This is a genomic window from Agrobacterium sp. NPDC090273, from assembly GCF_044772305.1.
Classification (GTDB): domain Bacteria; phylum Pseudomonadota; class Alphaproteobacteria; order Rhizobiales; family Rhizobiaceae; genus Agrobacterium.
Genome location: NZ_JBIVYN010000006.1, coordinates 367859 through 384683, shown reverse-complemented (window position 1 = coordinate 384683; position 16825 = coordinate 367859). Strand labels below are relative to the sequence as shown.

Annotated in this window: 10 protein-coding genes; 1 reads left to right on the top strand and 9 read right to left on the bottom strand. The window is 55.6% G+C overall.

Features of this window, described 5'->3' with window-relative positions:
• Positions 1-97: 97 nt before the first annotated feature.
• The 6 genes from ACIQT8_RS18170 to ACIQT8_RS18145 form a co-directional block, all read right to left on the bottom strand.
• On the bottom strand, positions 98-721 hold the full coding sequence (locus ACIQT8_RS18170; RefSeq protein WP_400968079.1) for a TetR family transcriptional regulator: 624 nt from the start codon (positions 719-721) through the stop codon (positions 98-100).
• 115 nt (positions 722-836) lie between these two features.
• Positions 837-3971, bottom strand: coding sequence for a multidrug efflux RND transporter permease subunit (locus tag ACIQT8_RS18165; protein WP_400967944.1), 3135 nt, complete (start codon positions 3969-3971; stop codon positions 837-839).
• Positions 3972-3985: 14 nt separating this feature from the next.
• Positions 3986-5161: an efflux RND transporter periplasmic adaptor subunit gene (locus tag ACIQT8_RS18160; RefSeq protein ID WP_138793270.1), complete on the bottom strand. Its 1176-nt coding sequence runs from the start codon at positions 5159-5161 to the stop codon at positions 3986-3988.
• A 325-nt stretch (positions 5162-5486) separates the two neighbouring features.
• Complete coding sequence (locus tag ACIQT8_RS18155) at positions 5487-6992, bottom strand: diguanylate cyclase domain-containing protein (RefSeq protein ID WP_400967941.1); 1506 nt, start codon at positions 6990-6992, stop codon at positions 5487-5489.
• Between the two features lie 138 nt (positions 6993-7130).
• Positions 7131-7946, bottom strand: a complete 816-nt coding sequence (locus ACIQT8_RS18150) for a bifunctional allantoicase/(S)-ureidoglycine aminohydrolase (RefSeq protein WP_400967938.1) — start codon at positions 7944-7946, stop codon at positions 7131-7133.
• 172 nt (positions 7947-8118) lie between these two features.
• Positions 8119-9198 (bottom strand): class I SAM-dependent methyltransferase, encoded by a 1080-nt coding sequence (locus tag ACIQT8_RS18145; RefSeq protein ID WP_400967935.1) that lies wholly within the window; start codon positions 9196-9198, stop codon positions 8119-8121.
• 284 nt (positions 9199-9482) lie between these two features.
• Between ACIQT8_RS18145 and ACIQT8_RS18140 the strand changes: the two genes are divergently transcribed.
• Complete coding sequence (locus ACIQT8_RS18140; RefSeq protein WP_400967932.1) at positions 9483-11477, top strand: putative bifunctional diguanylate cyclase/phosphodiesterase; 1995 nt, start codon at positions 9483-9485, stop codon at positions 11475-11477.
• A 10-nt stretch (positions 11478-11487) separates the two neighbouring features.
• On the opposite strand, the gene ACIQT8_RS18135 is transcribed toward ACIQT8_RS18140, so the two are convergent.
• From ACIQT8_RS18135 to ACIQT8_RS18125, 3 genes are all read right to left on the bottom strand, one after another.
• Entirely contained in the window at positions 11488-12564 is a 1077-nt protein-coding gene (locus ACIQT8_RS18135) for an Ldh family oxidoreductase (RefSeq protein ID WP_400967930.1), read from the bottom strand.
• Between the two features lie 89 nt (positions 12565-12653).
• Positions 12654-15263 (bottom strand): DNA translocase FtsK, encoded by a 2610-nt coding sequence (locus ACIQT8_RS18130; RefSeq protein ID WP_400967927.1) that lies wholly within the window; start codon positions 15261-15263, stop codon positions 12654-12656.
• Between the two features lie 199 nt (positions 15264-15462).
• A complete protein-coding gene (locus ACIQT8_RS18125; RefSeq protein WP_400967924.1) occupies positions 15463-16641 on the bottom strand; it encodes an aminotransferase in 1179 nt (392 codons plus the stop codon).
• Positions 16642-16825 lie beyond the last annotated feature (184 nt).

Here is a 16825-nt window from a genome sequence, read left to right as displayed (position 1 = left end):
GCCCGATTTGAGGTACGTAAAGCAAATTTCGTACATCTATTCGGATACACTTAAATTTGAACAGTATTGTCCATCGACATCGTATTCAGAGAACTGATCAAACCGTGGGGTAGCGTTTGAAGCTTCTCAGGAGGCGGTTAATGGCCACAGCGCCTTCTTGTGCTAAATCAAAGCGCTTCCCGAACAACAACCAGTCAGAGCACATACCTTTGATGAGCCAGTAGATTGCCCCGAAGGCGGATGTCGCGGTCCAGTTTTCATTGAAAGCGCCTGCTAACTCAAGCCTTTCGAACACTGACTTCAGGAGCGACTTGTGGCGGCTGTCAAGTTCTTCCTGGGCACGCAGGACGGGTGCGAATTCGTCCGAGTAATTTGTCCGCAGGGTGATCGTCATGATGCGCTGGCGTTGTTCATCACGTGAGAGGAGTGCCAGCCAGCTGCAGCACGCCTGCTCCAGCCGCGCGAACAGATCGCTGCCGCTCAAATCGGGATCACCTAGATCTAGGAGATCAGCCTCCGGTAACGAAACCGATTCGTAAAGCCCAAGGAAAAGGTCGACCTTGCTGGAAAAATGCCAGTAAATCGCACCGCGTGTTACGCTGGCCGCCGCAGCAACCTCATCAAGCGAACTGTTCGCCACACCTTTTTTGAAGAATACCAGTTCGGCAGCAGCAAGGATCGCCTGACGGGTCTCTTCTGCTTCTGCTTTGGTTCGTCGCATCGTGACGCCTCCCTCATCAAAAGTACGGCGCGTATGCGCGCCGTACTTCTTGTTGGACATTGGTGTAATCGCACCGCCAATGTCCTGTCCTCTTTATCTCCGCAACCCTTAAGTTCTATTCCGCCGGAGATGGCGCGTCAGCAGTAATCTGGCTGTCTTTTTGTTTCCCGCCGAAAATCTTCATGATGAACACAAAGAATGCCGGAACAAAGAAGATGGCAAGAACAGTCGCTGAGATCATACCGCCCAAGACGCCTGTACCGATCGCGTTCTGGCTGGCAGCACTGGCACCCGATGCAATTGCCATCGGCAACACACCAAGCGAGAAGGCGAGCGAAGTCATAAGAATGGGACGGAAGCGCAAGTGCGCTGCCTCCACTGTCGCATCATAGATAGACTTACCCTCTGCGCGGAGATCCTTGGCAAATTCGATGATAAGGATCGCGTTCTTCGCCGAGAGGCCGATGATCGCGATGAGACCCACCATGAAGTACACATCGTTAGACATGCCCCTCAGCATCACAGCCGCGACCGATCCAATAACCCCAAGAGGAACGACAAGCATGACCGATAACGGGATAGTCCAGCTTTCGTAGAGGGCCGCAAGCAGCAGGAACACGAAGAGGACACTGAGCCCGATCAGAGCTGGCGCCTGAGATCCGGACTGGATTTCCTGCAAGGATTGCCCGGTCCACTCGAAGCCGAAACCTGTCGGCAATTCCCTGGCAAGGCGCTCCATCTCGGTGATTGCATCGCCAGACGAGAAGCCTGGAGCTGCCTGTCCGCTGATACGGATCGAGGGGTAACCGTTATAGCCGACGACCTGCGACGGCCCACGCACCCACTCGACAGACGCAAAGGACGCCATCGGGACCATTCCGCCGTTGGCATTGCGGACGTTGAGGTTCAACAGATCCGCGGTTTTCATGCGCTGGCCCTGCTCGGCCTGCACGGTCACCCGCTGCATACGGCCTGCATTCGGGAAGTCATTGACATAGGATGAACCCATGTTTGCGGAAATGGTGGCATTGATGTCGCTAAAGGTCACGCCGAATGTGTTGGCCTTCTCACGATCGATGATGAGGTTGACCTGCGCTGCGTCAGGCATCCCCTCAATACGCAATCCGGCAAGGACAGGGCTCTGGCGCGCCGCTGCCATCAGCTGTCCGCCGGCGGCACTCAGCGCCGTCTGGCCTGCGCCCGACCGATCCTGTAGGCGGAATGTGAAACCGCTTGAGTTGCCAAGCCCCTGAATAGGTGGCGGAGAAAGGGCAAAGGACATCGCATCAGGCAGACCCCAAAGCTTGCCATTGACGCGAGCAGAGATGGCTGCGGCAGAGTCCTCAGGTCCACGCTCACTCCAGTCCTTCAGCGTTGCGAAGGCAAGACCTGCGTTCTGACCGGAGCCGGAGAACGAGAACCCGGTCACGGCGATTACACGCTCTACAGCTGGCTCTTCCATGAAGATCTTCTCGATCTGCTGGATAGTCTGGAGAGTACGTTCACTGCTTGCTTCGGCCGGCGCCTGGACGTCGACAATGAGATAACCTTGGTCCTCGTTCGGCAGGAACGACTTCGGCAATTGCAAAAACGCCCAGCCGAGCCCGGCCAAAAGCGCGACGTAAATGATCATGAAGCGACCGGAGCGCTTGATGATTGCACTGACAGAAGACGAGTAACGATGCGATGCTTTGTCAAATCCACGGTTGAACCAGCCAAAGAACCCGCGCTTTTCGTGATGTCCGCCGGTGATCGGTTTGAGGAACGTGGCGCAAAGTGCGGGTGTGAGCGAAAGCGCGAGGAAACCTGAAAACAGGATGGAAACCACCATCGTCAGACTGAACTGTTGATAGATGATCCCCACGGCTCCCGGGAAGAATGCCATTGGCACGAATACCGCTGTCAGAACCAGCGTGATCCCGATGATGGCACCGGATATCTGCCCCATCGCTTTCCGCGTCGCTTCCTTCGGCGAAAGGTGTTCTTCCGCCATGATGCGTTCGACATTTTCCACCACAACGATGGCGTCATCGACAAGGATGCCGATGGCAAGCACCATGGCAAACATCGTCAGCACGTTAATCGAGAACCCAGAGACGTACATGATCGCGCAGGTCCCGAGCAAAGCAACGGGAACGACCAATGTCGGAATGATCGTGTAGCGAATGTTCTGGAGGAACAGGAACATGACCACGAAGACGAGAATCATCGCCTCGATCAGCGTGTGAATCACCTTCTCGATCGATACCTTTACGAACGGGCTCGTATCGTAGGGAATTTCAAACTCGATGCCCGGCGGGAAATATTGTGACAGCTCCTCCATCGTTGCCCGTACGCCCTCGGACGTCTGCAATGCATTGCCGGTAGGAGAAAGCTGGACACCGATCGCCGCGCTTGGTTTTCCATTCAAGCGGCTGGAGAAGTTGTAGCTTTCGCCACCGACTTCTACGCGCGCAACGTCTCTTAAGCGAACGGATGACCCATCCGGATTGGCACGAAGCACGATCGATCCGAACGCTTCAGGCGATGTAAGCTGCCCTTGAACATTCACTGTCGCCGATATCTGCTGGCCGACCGGGTTGGGTGACGCACCGATACGGCCGGCCGCGACCTGGGAATTCTGCGCTTGGATAGCACCGATGACATCGGCTGACGTCAGTTTGAGCCCCAGCATCTTGTCCGGATCCATCCAGATACGCATGGACCGCTGGGTAGCGAAAAGCTGAGCGCTGCCGACACCCGGCACGCGACGGATTTCTCCGACGACATTGCGGCTGAGGTAATCACCCAGGCCGATAGCATCCGTGTTGCCGTCAACGGAGGTTAGCGCCACCATCATCAGGAACGACGTGCCGGCCTGTTCGACGCGCATACCTTGTTGCGTCACAGCTTGCGGAAGGCGTGGTTCAACACGAGCAATACGGTTTTGAACCTCAACCTGCGCCTCGCCGATGTTGGTCCCCGGCGCGAAAGTGACGTTGATCGAAATACGGCCGGACGATTCCGAGGTCGACTCGAAATAGATGAGACCAGGAACACCGTTCAACTCTTCTTCGATCGGACGCGTGACGCTCAGGTAAATATCCTCTGGCGACGCACCAGGATAGGTCGTCGACACCGAGATCTGCGGCGGTGCAACGTTTGGATACTGGGCGATCGGCAGCATGGGGATCGCAAGCAGACCCGCCAACATGATGAAGATCGCGACGACCCATGCGAAAATCGGGCGGTCAATAAAAAAGCGTGCCATTTGGCCAGTCTTTGTTAGTTCGTGGCCGGGGCAGCGGAACCTGCATTTGCCTCAACGGCATCTGTCCATGGCTCCGGCTTGACCTTGGCGCCTGGCGCCGTTTTCTGGAAACCTTCTGCAACAACCCGATCGCCGGTGTTGATGCCTTCGGAAATAACCCAGCGGTCACCGACGGCGCGATCCACGCTGACGCGACGCTGCTCGACAGTGTCTTCGGCGTTAACGACAAGCACGCTTGCCTGCCCGCCTGCATCGCGTTGCACCGCTTGCTGTGGAACGGCGATTGCCGCTTTCTGGATGCCCTGCTGGATCTGCACACGAACATACATGCCAGGAAGGAGGTCACCGTGAGGATTGGGGAATTCGCCGCGCAAGGTCACCTGCCCCGTAGTTTCGTCGACGGCGGCCTCGGAAAACAGAAGCCGGCCTGCGACGGGATAACGGCTTCCGTTATCGAAAAGGAGATTGACCTCGGCTTCATTTGGCCCGGTCATTAGCTGTCCATCCTGGAGTGCCTTACGCAACCGGATGAGGTCAGCCGCAGGTTGGGTAAAGTCCGCATAGATCGGATCAAGCTGCTGGATGGTCGCAAGATTTTCGGATCCGGTAGCACTGACCAGCGCCCCTTCCGTAATGAGCGCCCTGCCAATGCGGCCGGAAATCGGTGCAGTTACATTGGCATATTGAAGATTGAGCCTAGCCTCGGCAACGCCAGCCTCAGCGACCGCAACCTCGGCGTCCGCCTGTGCAAGCATGGCGATCGCGTTGTCGAATTCCTGCTGGGAGGCGACATTCGAACGCCGCAACTGCTGCTGCCGGTCAGAGGTTTGGCGCGCCTGTAGCTGCGCAGCCTGTGCGCGTCTGAGAGTGGCTTCCGCGCTGTCGACACGAACCTGGAACGGAGCTGGATCGATCTTGTAGAGGACATCACCTTCCTTCACCAGCGAGCCCTGCTCGAAGACGCGCTCGACGATAATTCCCGAAACGCGTGGCCGGACCTCGGCGAGCCTGGTCGGCGCGATGCGACCCGGCAAGTCGTTTGTGATCGGAAGCTCTTCCTGTTGTGCCGTTACCACCTTGACGACACCTGGCGGCGGCGCACCTGGGGCAGACGCCGTCTCCTCGCTGCACCCCGCCAGCGCCACGCCCGCCAAAAGCACCGCGAAAACCTGCCCCATTCTCTTCGCCATCATTCGCTCCGAATTCAAAAAAATACACAAATTGTTACATACATTCTAACACGTATGTAAAATTTAACAATTGACCTTTCGCAGTGCAGCAGAAGTCTCACAGCCTTGTGAAAGCAGTGAGAGCCCTTCTGTCATCCAAGGTATGAAAAGGGCCCTTTGAAATTGACGCAAGGTAAAGCGAGCACGCGTGACCGGGCCACCCGAAATTGAGAAAATCGCAAGAACTCGTTGGAAATTAACGGAAAAAATTCATATAAATCCGCGCTTCTTGGGAACCAAGAAGAGTGAAACGCCTCACAGCACTTCTCGTGGTATGCGGTGAAGGCTATCGCTTCAGAGACAAATTCCGCTCTGTGACGATCGGCTGTTTGACATCATCAGATGGCTCAGCGGCGAGGCGCGCCCGCGCGGCAGCATAGTAGGCCTTCTTCTGTTCGTACATGCTGATGTCGGCACGCCGAACCAGCGATTCCATTGTTTCGCCTGCCTCGCTGGTCGCCACACCCAACGAGATACTGAGAGGCGCACTGGAATAAAACTGGTTGTTGATTTTCAGGAGTTCGTTGATCGTATCCACGACCGATGCTGCAATCTGCTTATCGGCTCCGGGCAAGAGGATTGCGAATTCATCTCCACCGATGCGAGCCGCATGGTTTGGCGCTTTTGCCACACCATTCAGGACCTCGCCGACGCGACGGAGAAGCGAGTCCCCCGCGTCGTGCCCGAGACTATCGTTGGCGTCCTTCAACCCATTCAGATCGATAACGATGGCGGAGACCGGGCGAAGCGAATTTCGCTCCAGCCGGTTGACTTCCTCTGAATAAAATGCCCGGTTATGGAGTTTGGTCAGCACGTCATGCTTGCCGAGATATTCAAGGTAAGCCTCTGCCTTCTTGCGCGCTGTAATATCCGTCAAGGCAATCTGAACAAGCGACCAATCGTGTTCATGCCCGGGAAACACGGAGAAATGCAGCAGCACGTTCCTCATCGAACCGTCAAGCGCGTAGTTCACCACCTCGCGATGATGATTGAGGTTCTCGTTCCAGAGCTCCATCAGCTGCTCGCGGAATGGTTTTTCCATCTCGTCACGGAAGATATCGCGAAGTCGCTGTAGAAGTACCTGGCGATCCGGAGCGCAAAACAGGTCGAGCGTCGCCTGGTTTACGTCAATCACCCTAATCTCGCTCATGCACTGGCGGACGAATTCCGGATGGACATCCATAAACACGCGGAAATCGAAGATCCCACGATCGCGCACTTCATCGATAAGGCGCTTGATCCGGGAGAAATCCTCCACCCACAGAGATACAGGCGAGTGCTGGAAAAGACCCTCTGCATAATGACGGTTGAACCGCTCCCGACGTCGGGCTTCTTCACGCTCCGTCACGTCTTCCGTTGTCAACAGAAGACGGGCGAGCGTCTCCTCGTGCCCCGGAACGACCGTCGCCTTCAGCTGGATATCGAGCCGTTTGCCGCCGATGGAATAGTTGACCGCATTACTGGTGAATTCTGACTTCCCGTCCCAGAGCTCGGAAAGCTCGTTGACATGGCTTTCAAGCATGTCGTCGCGGAAAATCCGGTGGAGGTTATCAATAAGGTGCTGCCGATCGTTTGCTTCGAAAAGCTCGAGTGTTCTCGGATTGACGTCCAAAACCCGAATTTTCTGGGAGCAAGTCGCCACCCGCGATTTATCCTCAAGCAGGAAACCGCGTAGGTCTTCGACACCTTCTGCACGCCAGCGGTCGAATTGCTGTTTTACGTCGCTGAAATCCTCGATCCACATCGCTACAGGCGCGAGATTGAAGACATTGGTATCGCTTGTCTCACTCATCCGATGCAATCTTCTTTCTCACGTCGACGCCCCACTGCCGTTCGTCTTGATGGGCAAGCAAAGACTTCGCGCCAACCCAATTCATGACCGTCACCAACTGCGCGCAAGCGCCCAGTTGGCATTGGTCGGCAACGTCCGTCACCAGAGTTTAACGTGACGATTGACGTCCTTGTAAAGCAAATAACGGAACCTGCCGGGTCCGCCCGCGTAACAGGCCTGCGGGCAATAGGCGCGCAGCCACATGAAGTCTCCTGCCTGCACCTCCACCCAGTCTTCATTCAGACGATAGACTGCCTTGCCCTCCAGCACATAGAGGCCGTGCTCCATGACGTGCGTTTCCATGAAAGGAATGGTCGCACCCGGCTCGAAGGTTACGATATTAAGGTGCATGTCGTACCGAACGTCGGATGGATCGATAAAGCGCGTTGTCGCCCACTTTCCGTCCGTGTCCGGCATTGCAGACATGGTGTGATCGTCTTCATGAGAGAAGATCGCTGGTGGCGGTTCGATGCCGTCTACAGCCTGGAATGCCTTGCGCACCCAGTGGAATTTTACAGCGACGCTCCCGCTATTATGGAGCTTCCATGTCGAGCCTGCCGGCAGAAATGCGAATGACCCGGCGCGGAGTGCGTGCGTCTTGCCATCAAATTCGATTGTCATCTCACCGTCGACGACGAAGATCGCTGCCTCAGCGCGCTGATCGGGCTCTGGCCGGTCACTGCCGCCGCCTGGCGAGACCTCGACAATGTACTGCGCAAAAGTCTCCGAAAATCCGGTCATCGGCCTTGCGATGATCCAGGCACGCGTTTCCGTCCAGTGAGGCAAAACGCTCGTCACAATATCGGACATCACAGTTTTCGGAATAACGGCGTAAGCCGTCTTGAAGACAGCCTTGCTCGAGAGCAGTTCACTCTGCCCTGGCAAGCCACCCATTTCCGAATAGTATTTGCTCATGCTTTCGTTCCATTCCCCAAATGTTGTTGCAAAACCCTTATGCGCGGTGTGACCATTAGGCAACGACAATATCGATTGAACGAGGTCGTATGCGGCCTCAGTTGCCGACGGGCAAAGGATGAAATGCAAATGCAGGCGCTCCCCCTCGCCCGCTATCTGATGCTTCTTTCGATCAGTCCTTCTTGCGGATCGTCGCGTAAACGATGTTGTGGTTCTCACCGAAGAAAACCTCCGCCTCAACCGACGACGGCTCAGCGCTTTCGTTGACGATCTTCCACATATCCGCCTTCGAACGAAGCAGGAGCGCCCAGTTCATAAAGGTCTCCATATATCCATCAACAACAATATCCTCGGAGAAATTGGCGAACAGGAACATCCCGCCCGGTTTGAGCATCTCCATGCACCGTTTCGTCAACTTGATGGCGACCTTGTCGTTAAGGTAGTCGTAGAGCCCAGCGGCGTAGATGAAGTCGAACGTACCGAGTTCTTGTGAGCGCAACACAATATCCCGGACGGATCCATCAATCGCCTCAATGCAGGTGCCGTGGAAATCACGCATCACGGATCCAACACTGATAGGATCCTGATCGAGCGCCACCCACCGCTTGATCCGCTTTTCCTTGAGTGCTGTCGAGTTATTCGCCTCGCGTAGATGCCCCGATGCGATGGTAAGGATTTCCGCACCCCCTGCATGCCGCTCGGCAGCCTCGTCAACGAAGCGTGTCAGGATATCGCGTCGCTCACGCACCGCAACCGAAGAACTCGCGTCCTTGGTGTAGTCATAAAGAGCAGCCCCAACCGGCGAGGCATTACGGACCAAGCCGGCAACACTCTCATGGCCGTAGATGAAATCGAGAAGCTGGGCATCCCCCGAGTATCCCCGAGGTTTTTCGAACGACCAGCGGGTGAAGGGATCTTCGAGAAAATAATCAGAAACGGCGTGATTCTGAACGATCGGAATGAGTTCGGCCCACACGCTTGAGTGGATTTTGTCGCGCAAACCATGTAGCGCGCCCGCCGTGAAGTGTATTACTCCCTGGGCGGCAAGACCCTTTTCAATTTGCTGCTGTGCCATTTCGAGAATGAGGGCAATTTCTGCTTTTGCGACAATAAAATTGTCGTCGAATGATTCCGTTCTGCTCGAGAAAATTTCTTTTGCTACAGTATCGGGGGTAATGAGACTTTGGCCGTCCAGATTTCTTTTCTTTATCTGCTTCACATGAGCCTCCAGCGTTAACGCATTGTTAACCATACGTTTCTGGGACAGCGAAGGCCACTCGCTTTCAACTTTTACACATAGTACGAATTTGTTTGGCCCTGATCGTGCCATTTTGGTCACACTCGAACTGTGCCAAAATGCACCTTCAAAATTTAGCAAAACTTAATGCGGCGACCGTATGTTGCGTTTGCCGCTCATTGAGTGATCGTACCCATGGGAGGAACTGGGAGGCATTCAAGACGCCTGCTAAAATACACGGGAAAGTGGAAGATAGAGGCGCCAGCCCACAGTTTTACTAAAACAACATGGGAACGTGCATGAAGCACAACTACGGAGATGTGACAGGCTTACAGAGCCATCGACAGGTTGATGGACAACTGTACGAGGAACTTCTTGCTCTATACCAGCAAGAAGGCGAAAGAACGCGTCGAGGCTCTATTCGCCAGGGTCTCTGGATAGCCGTTGTTGTCTATATTCTTTTTGTCGTCACCGATGCCATTCTGATCCCCGACGTAACTATATACACATTCGTCTCGCGTATGCTTGTCGGCGCAGCGTCGCTGGCAACCCTTGAAATACAATTTCGGCGGAGGGCAAAGACTGCCTCACTCGACCTGACCTGCGCCGCGGCGTTGATCATGGGTTACATTGGCTGGCTAGTACCCGCGCTTTTGACGGAATACGTCGAAAACATGTCTTATTACATGGTGTTCGGCGCAATCTTCATGATGGGCGCCAACCTGTTCTTCAGTTTCCGCTTCTTTCTCTCGCTGATATCGTCCGGCATTATTCTTTTTACTTATTTTCTGGCACTGACCCTCTTTCCTGAGGACATATTCTACAAGGTCGCATTCGGTACGTTCTACATTTCCTGTTTTGTCTTCACCTCCTATGTGAACTGGAACCTGAACCGCGAACGGTATCATGTCTTCCTCAATGCCCAGGAAGCAAAGGCACAGCAGAAAGCAGCTGAGGAACGGGGACTGGCCCTCCTAAGGCTTTCACACACAGACTCCCTCACCGGACTTGAAAACCGGCGCGCGGTCGATCAGCGCCTACGACTTCTCTGGGAAAACTGGGGTAAAAAGTCAGAGGGTTTTGCTGTCCTTCTCATCGATGTCGACTTCTTCAAGAAATACAACGATTGCTACGGTCATCAGGAAGGCGACCGCTGCCTGATCACGGTTGCAAATGCGTTGCAGGATGCGATCGCCGATTTCGGCGCATCGATCGGGCGTTACGGGGGTGAGGAATTCATCGTTCTCGTCCCGTTCAAGTCCAGGCAGCAGGTCGGTGAACTGGCAGAGATCATTCGCCACACAGTCGAAGATCTCTCACTTGAGCATGAGCAGCGCAGGGACGGCACGTTCGTCGTCACTGTCAGCATTGGCGCTTCCTTCACACGCCAAAACCCGGACGCCAAGCTTGAAAAGGTGATCAACGAGGCTGACAGGGCTCTCTATATTGCCAAGGCGAATGGTCGAAACTGCATGAAGCTGTTCGATCCGAACGACCCTCAAACGAGCGACGAAACGGAAAACATCGCCGCACTCCTGAAAATCGCGATTAACGAGAACCTTGTCTCACTCGTCTATCAGCCGATCCAAAACATGCGGACGAACGAAATCGAGGGCGCCGAGGCCTTGATGCGCTTGCGCTTGCTTGACGGCACTCCCATTCCACCAAGCTTGTTCATTCCGATCGCTGAGCGGACCGGCATCATCAACGACCTAGGCCTCTGGACGATCCGCACCGTCTGCCGTCAGATCTTGACGGATGACAACGTGCGCGTGATCAGCGTCAACGTTTCACCAATGCAGCTCAAGAATCCCGGTTTTGCGACATCTGTCGCTGCAATCCTCGTCGAGGCAGGAATATCTGGTTCGCGCCTCGCCTTCGAAATCACCGAAGGCCTTGAAATGGAGATGCATTCAGATGTCCTGCGGTGCATCAGCGACCTGAAAACACTCGGTATCAATATCTGGCTCGATGACTTCGGTACCGGGTTTGCGGGACTTTCCTGGTTGCGTATCACCGACTTCGACACGGTCAAGATCGACCGCTCGTTCCTGCACGACAGCGAAACCCCGCGCGGAAGAGCGATGCTTCAGGATATGATAAGGCTTGTCCGCAATCGCGGTCACAAGATCCTCATCGAAGGCGTCGAGACACGCGAACAACTCGCGTTGTCACGTGCTCTGCAGATTGATTATGCACAGGGCTACTTCATTGGACGACCTGAGCCCCTGGAGCAATTCCGTGCAGAGCGGCGCCGTTACGCCAGACCCACGGGGCTCGTAAGACCGGCCTGATTAGGCTTGATCAGCGATATTGTGGGGGCTCCACCGAAAAGCGTTCTGCAAGTTCTGCAAAAGCAGTACGCGTAACGGGATCAACCGGAGCACCTTCCCTTTCACGCCTTGCGGCAACTCCCCATTCGCGGTCACCAGGCGCCATAATCTTGCAATCCTCACGCGCCGGAGATTCTCGTAAGACCTCGAGATAGCGCTTCATGCCTTCGTCGAATAAGCTGCGTTCAATGAAGGCCTCAGGCTTCAGTGCTATCACGAACGCTCCAAGCCCGCGCGGTGTGGAGAAATCCGGGCCTGGCATTGGAGCGAGATCAAAGCTTAGCTTCATCCCGGTCAGGACGGCGCTGAAAATTTCGACCATACCGGCAAGCGCAGCGCCTTTGAACCCGAACTCTCCACCGAGCGGGGCAAGCATTTCCGCAGTATTGGGATCACGCGTATCGATGCCATTCCCGTTCGATGCGACGCCTTCAGGCAATGTCGTGCCAAGGCTACGATAGAGCAGAACGCGATTGTAGGGTACCGCGCTCGTCGCCATATCAAGCAACCAGGGCATACCGTCAGGTGCGGGAACGCCAACCGCGATCGGATTTGTACCATGAAACCGCATGGCGCCGTCGTGGAGCCGGACAAAACTGTCTGAGTTACAGAAAGCGATACCGATGAAGCCTTTTTTTGCAGCCTCAAGCGCGTAAGCGCCGGCCGGTCCAAAATGCGAAGAATTGCGTATTGCGATAGCACCGATACCAAACTGACCGGCAAGCGAGATGGCGTTCTCCATCGCATGAAAGGTGGCGCGAGCGCCGTGAGCATGATCTGCGTCGATGGTTTCTACAGCACCAAATCCGCAAACTCGCTTGATTTCCGGGCGGGGGTTCAGCCTCCCACCCGCAAAGGCCGTTATATAGTGCGCAAGCAAGCGTACCCCATGGCTATCAACGCCAAGGCGCGTGCCGTGCATCATTGCCCGAGTTGCGGCATCGGACGTCTCTGTATCGACACCGGCGGCTAACAAGACCGAACGGCAAAAGCGGTCCAGTTCTGAAAGCTTTGACAATACGCTTGTCGGTTCTGCCACCAATTGCATGAAAAGCCCCTCCCGATTCCTCAGACAACGGGCTACACGCTATTCACCGGGCACGATTTTGCAACTGCTATCGCACCCGGGAGGGACAGTTAGCTGTCGCTGCCCATGGCCTCATAGGCGTCACGCTCACCGGCAATGATAGAACGCTTGCCGACATGGTTTGCTGGACCAACGATGCCTTCCTGCTCCATCCGCTCTACGAGAGACGCCGCGCGGTTATAGCCAATCGAAAGGCGCCTCTGAATGTATGAGGTCGAGCATTTCTTGTCGCGCAACACGACCTTGACGGCTTTTTCATAGAGGTCGTCTGTGTCGTCTTCTGCCATAGAGGTCTTATCGAAAACTGCACTATCGTCCTCAGCGTCGTCCTCAGCCTCTTCAGCGTCTTCCGTGACTGTACCAAGGTACTCGGGACGGCCTTGTGTCTTCAGATGCGCGACGACTTTTTCGACTTCCTCGTCAGAGACAAACGGGCCATGAACGCGAGCAATGCGACCACCGCCCATCATGTGCAACATGTCGCCCTGACCGAGCAGATGTTCGGCACCTTGTTCGCCGAGGATCGTACGGCTGTCGATCTTGGAGGTTACCTGGAACGAGATGCGCGTTGGGAAGTTCGCCTTGATAGTCCCGGTGATGACATCGACAGAAGGACGCTGCGTGGCCATGATCAGGTGGATACCTGCAGCACGTGCCATCTGCGCGAGGCGCTGGATCGCACCTTCGATTTCCTTACCGGCAACCATCATCAGGTCTGCCATCTCATCGACGATAACGACGATGTAGGGCATCGCGCTAAGGTCCATTTCCTCCTGCTCATAAACCGCTTCACCGGTTGCACGATCAAAGCCAGTCTGAACGTTGCAGAACACCGTTTCGCCTTTGGCACGCGCAGTCGCTGCCCTTGCGTTATAGCCATCGATATTGCGCACACCGAGGCGCGACATCTTGCGATACCGGTCTTCCATCTCCCGGACAGCCCATTTCAGGGCCATGACGGCCTTTTTGGGATCTGTAACAACGGGGGTCAGGAGATGTGGAATACCGTCATAGACCGACAGCTCAAGCATCTTCGGATCGACCATGATGAGGCGGCACTCTTCCGGCTTAAGGCGGTAGAGGATCGACAGGATCATGGTGTTGATGGCGACAGATTTACCGGAGCCAGTCGTGCCTGCGACGAGCAGGTGCGGCATCTTGGCAAGTTCAGCGATAACAGGCTCTCCACCGATCGTTTTGCCAAGGCAAAGGGCCAGTTTCTGACGAGTTTCGCTGTAGTCTCCCGATTCAATCAGCTCGCGCAGATAGACCGTTTCTCTGACCGGATTTGGCAGTTCGATACCGATGACGTTTCTGCCGGGCACGACGGCGACGCGTGCTGAAAGAGCAGACATCGAGCGAGCGATGTCGTCCGACAGACCGATGACGCGAGAAGACTTGACTCCTGGTGCAGGTTCGAACTCGTAAAGCGTTACGACCGGCCCGGGACGGACGTCAATGATTTCACCCTTGACACCGAAGTCTTCAAGCACGCTTTCAAGAAGGCCTGCGCTCTGTTCGAGCGCTTCCGGCGTCATGGTGGTTGTCTGCTGGACACGAGCCTGCTGCAGCAGCTCGATCGAAGGGTATTCGTATTCGCCCTCGGCGAAGACCGGTGCGTCACGGAACATCGGCTGCGACGCTTGAATGGGCGCACGTGCGACGAAGCGTGGCTCGACCGGCGGCGGCGGCTCGCAAGCAATAGCTGCCTCGGGTGCTGGAGCATTGATTTCTACTTCAACCGGAGAAACATTGCCGAGCGGCAACATGGATGATGCAGCCGCACGAACACCGATTTCGCGATAAAGGCGGACTGCGGATCCACCTGGAACGGTGATGACGGGTGGTTCTATAGATAGCTCAATCGCCGGCGCAGAGGCAGGTAACGGCATCGGGTGCGAAATTGTTAAGAGCCCTGGGTTGGGCACTACACCGGGCACGGGCGCAAGATCGAGATCCATCACCTCGAAGAAGATTTCGTCGGGCAAATTCGCTGCAAATGCCGGGAGCACCATAGTGGGGCTGACGGCCTCGTCGGTGGGTAGGTCCTGCACAGGCACGACAGGTGCCACTTCCGTCACGTCTGCAATTGCGACGTCGGCAGTAACGTTTTCCATCACTGTGCTCTGTTCCGCCTGTTGTTTCAGGGCCAGCTCGCGACGTAACTTGTACGTCAACGCACGCGCACCCTGCGCATGTGGGGGCTGCGGGAGAACGGGGATACGCGGAGGCTGCGGGACCCTTGGCTCCGGCTTCTTATAAACGAGCGCGACAGCTTCCTCGACCGGTGTAGCGATCACCGACTCAACGGTTTCGACCTCAATTTCGGCAGGACCGATGTCTACTTCGTCTTGCTGAGGCTCGACGGCCCCGCGACGTGAGAACGCGCTTTCTGGCGTCCTTGTAAAGCGGACATTTGGCCCCAATACAAAAGCATTTTGCCAGCCAGGCATGTCGGAACGCCCCTCTATTGCGTCAGCCGCGACGACATCTGCATTTTGGCGAGGAAGACTGGTCGAGTGATCGGCGTGTGCGCTCGCGACACGCCCAACCCCATCATTGGGTTTGGCATGAGGGCTTACGCCCCCCTCCCCTGCGCTATTGCCGGAATTCGGAAAATTGGATCGGGAGAAGCTCATGGCAGCGTGCACACTCATCATAAACGTACATAATTTCGGTCTCCCTGAAATAAAAAATAAAGGTTAACCACCCCTTTCCAACTAGGACCCAACCACGCAATTTTTTCTCTCAGATACCTTCAGCATAGAATAGAAAAAGCGCCCAAGCTTTCCCCCAAGCGCCTGTAATTAATTAGTTAAATTGAATTTTATCGCGCCGATCCTGCCGTGCGCGACAGCCTCACCCTGCCATGGAGAAGTCTTTGAGGCGCGAGGCCAAGCCTTCGATCGTTGTGGCCCCGGCGTTTGCAAAGGCGAAGCGCAAAAAACCATCCTGGCCTATGCCGAAATAGCTTCCCGGCAGGCAAACCACACCGAATTCGCGTGCCATTTTTTCGGCAACGGCAGCGGATGAAACACCGTCGAACGGATGTCGCACGAATGCGAAGTAGGCTCCCGCCGATGCCAGGCCCCATTGTGGGAGCTCACGCATGACCCGGCGAAGAGCGTCAGCGCGCAATGCGATTTCTGACCTGTTCGCTTCCCGCCACTCGACAAGTGCCGGAATGGCCTTGGCAACAGCTGCCTGCGGCGCTCGAGGCGCGCAAATCTGGAGGTTGTCCATGATCTTGGTGATCTCAAAAAGGGCTTTTTCACCAGCCGTGATGGCACCAAGGCGGTGACCGGGAATGCAATACGACTTTGAGAAGCTGTAGAGCATGATCAGATTTTTTTCCCAGCCCTCGATCTTCATCAGATCATGGGGCCTGTCGTCTCCTGGTGGAAGGAAATCACGATAGGTCTCATCGAGGATGAGCCACGCGCCGTGTTTTCTGCAGGCATGAAATATCTCTGCAAGCAGGCTGGCGGAGTAGACCGCGCCGGTCGGATTGTTGGGTGTAACGACTGCCAACGCCTTAACTCCCTTCGACAGGACGGCATCGACGTCCTCAATCTTGGGCAAAAATCCGTTCTCGGCCGCACATTCGATCAAAACCCGGTTTATTCCGAGCATCTCAAGCGTCGTATCCTGATTGAAGTAGAACGGATTTGTCAGCGCAACGGTATCGCCAGCGCCCGCAACGGCCATCGCGGCACACATAAAGGCCTGATTGCAACCCGACGTGATGTGAATATTGCCGGCATTGAGGCCTACGCCATAGATCGCACCCACATGTTCCGCGTAGGCATCTCTCAGAAGCGTTTCACCTTCAATCGGGCCATAACCGGTATAGGCGAGTGAACCTGATGCCTCTGCTAACCAGCCAAGGATGTCCTTATGCGCCGGGTAGCCCGGAACGGCCTGCGAAAGATCGATTGCCGGCCCCTTGCTGCCGTCATAGGCGCGCGCCCACGCAAAAACTGACGGTACAGGCGGCGGGAGGATTGACGCAACGAGCGGATTGAATACGGCAGACATCTTGTTCTCTTGGAAAAGGGGCAGAAGGGTTTCAGCGGGAGGCGACAATCCGTCATCGCGACCCCACATGCAAGTACTGCTTCCAAAATCATAAGAGGCACCGGGTTGCGCCGAATGGGTATCCCCACTTTTTGCGATCCGAAGGATATTGTTTCCGCCAATGACCCAGCTGCGTAAATTCATT

Coding starts and splice junctions, on each gene's coding strand:
- ACIQT8_RS18155 (WP_400967941.1), bottom strand. CDS start 6,992: ATGAGTGAGACAAGCGATACCAATGTCTTCAATCTCGCGCCTGTAGCG.
- ACIQT8_RS18130 (WP_400967927.1), bottom strand. CDS start 15,263: ATGATGAGTGTGCACGCTGCCATGAGCTTCTCCCGATCCAATTTTCCG.
- ACIQT8_RS18140 (WP_400967932.1), top strand. CDS start 9,483: ATGAAGCACAACTACGGAGATGTGACAGGCTTACAGAGCCATCGACAG.
- ACIQT8_RS18150 (WP_400967938.1), bottom strand. CDS start 7,946: ATGAGCAAATACTATTCGGAAATGGGTGGCTTGCCAGGGCAGAGTGAA.
- ACIQT8_RS18145 (WP_400967935.1), bottom strand. CDS start 9,198: ATGGTTAACAATGCGTTAACGCTGGAGGCTCATGTGAAGCAGATAAAG.
- ACIQT8_RS18135 (WP_400967930.1), bottom strand. CDS start 12,564: ATGCAATTGGTGGCAGAACCGACAAGCGTATTGTCAAAGCTTTCAGAA.
- ACIQT8_RS18160 (WP_138793270.1), bottom strand. CDS start 5,161: ATGGCGAAGAGAATGGGGCAGGTTTTCGCGGTGCTTTTGGCGGGCGTG.
- ACIQT8_RS18125 (WP_400967924.1), bottom strand. CDS start 16,641: ATGTCTGCCGTATTCAATCCGCTCGTTGCGTCAATCCTCCCGCCGCCT.
- ACIQT8_RS18170 (WP_400968079.1), bottom strand. CDS start 721: ATGCGACGAACCAAAGCAGAAGCAGAAGAGACCCGTCAGGCGATCCTT.
- ACIQT8_RS18165 (WP_400967944.1), bottom strand. CDS start 3,971: ATGGCACGCTTTTTTATTGACCGCCCGATTTTCGCATGGGTCGTCGCG.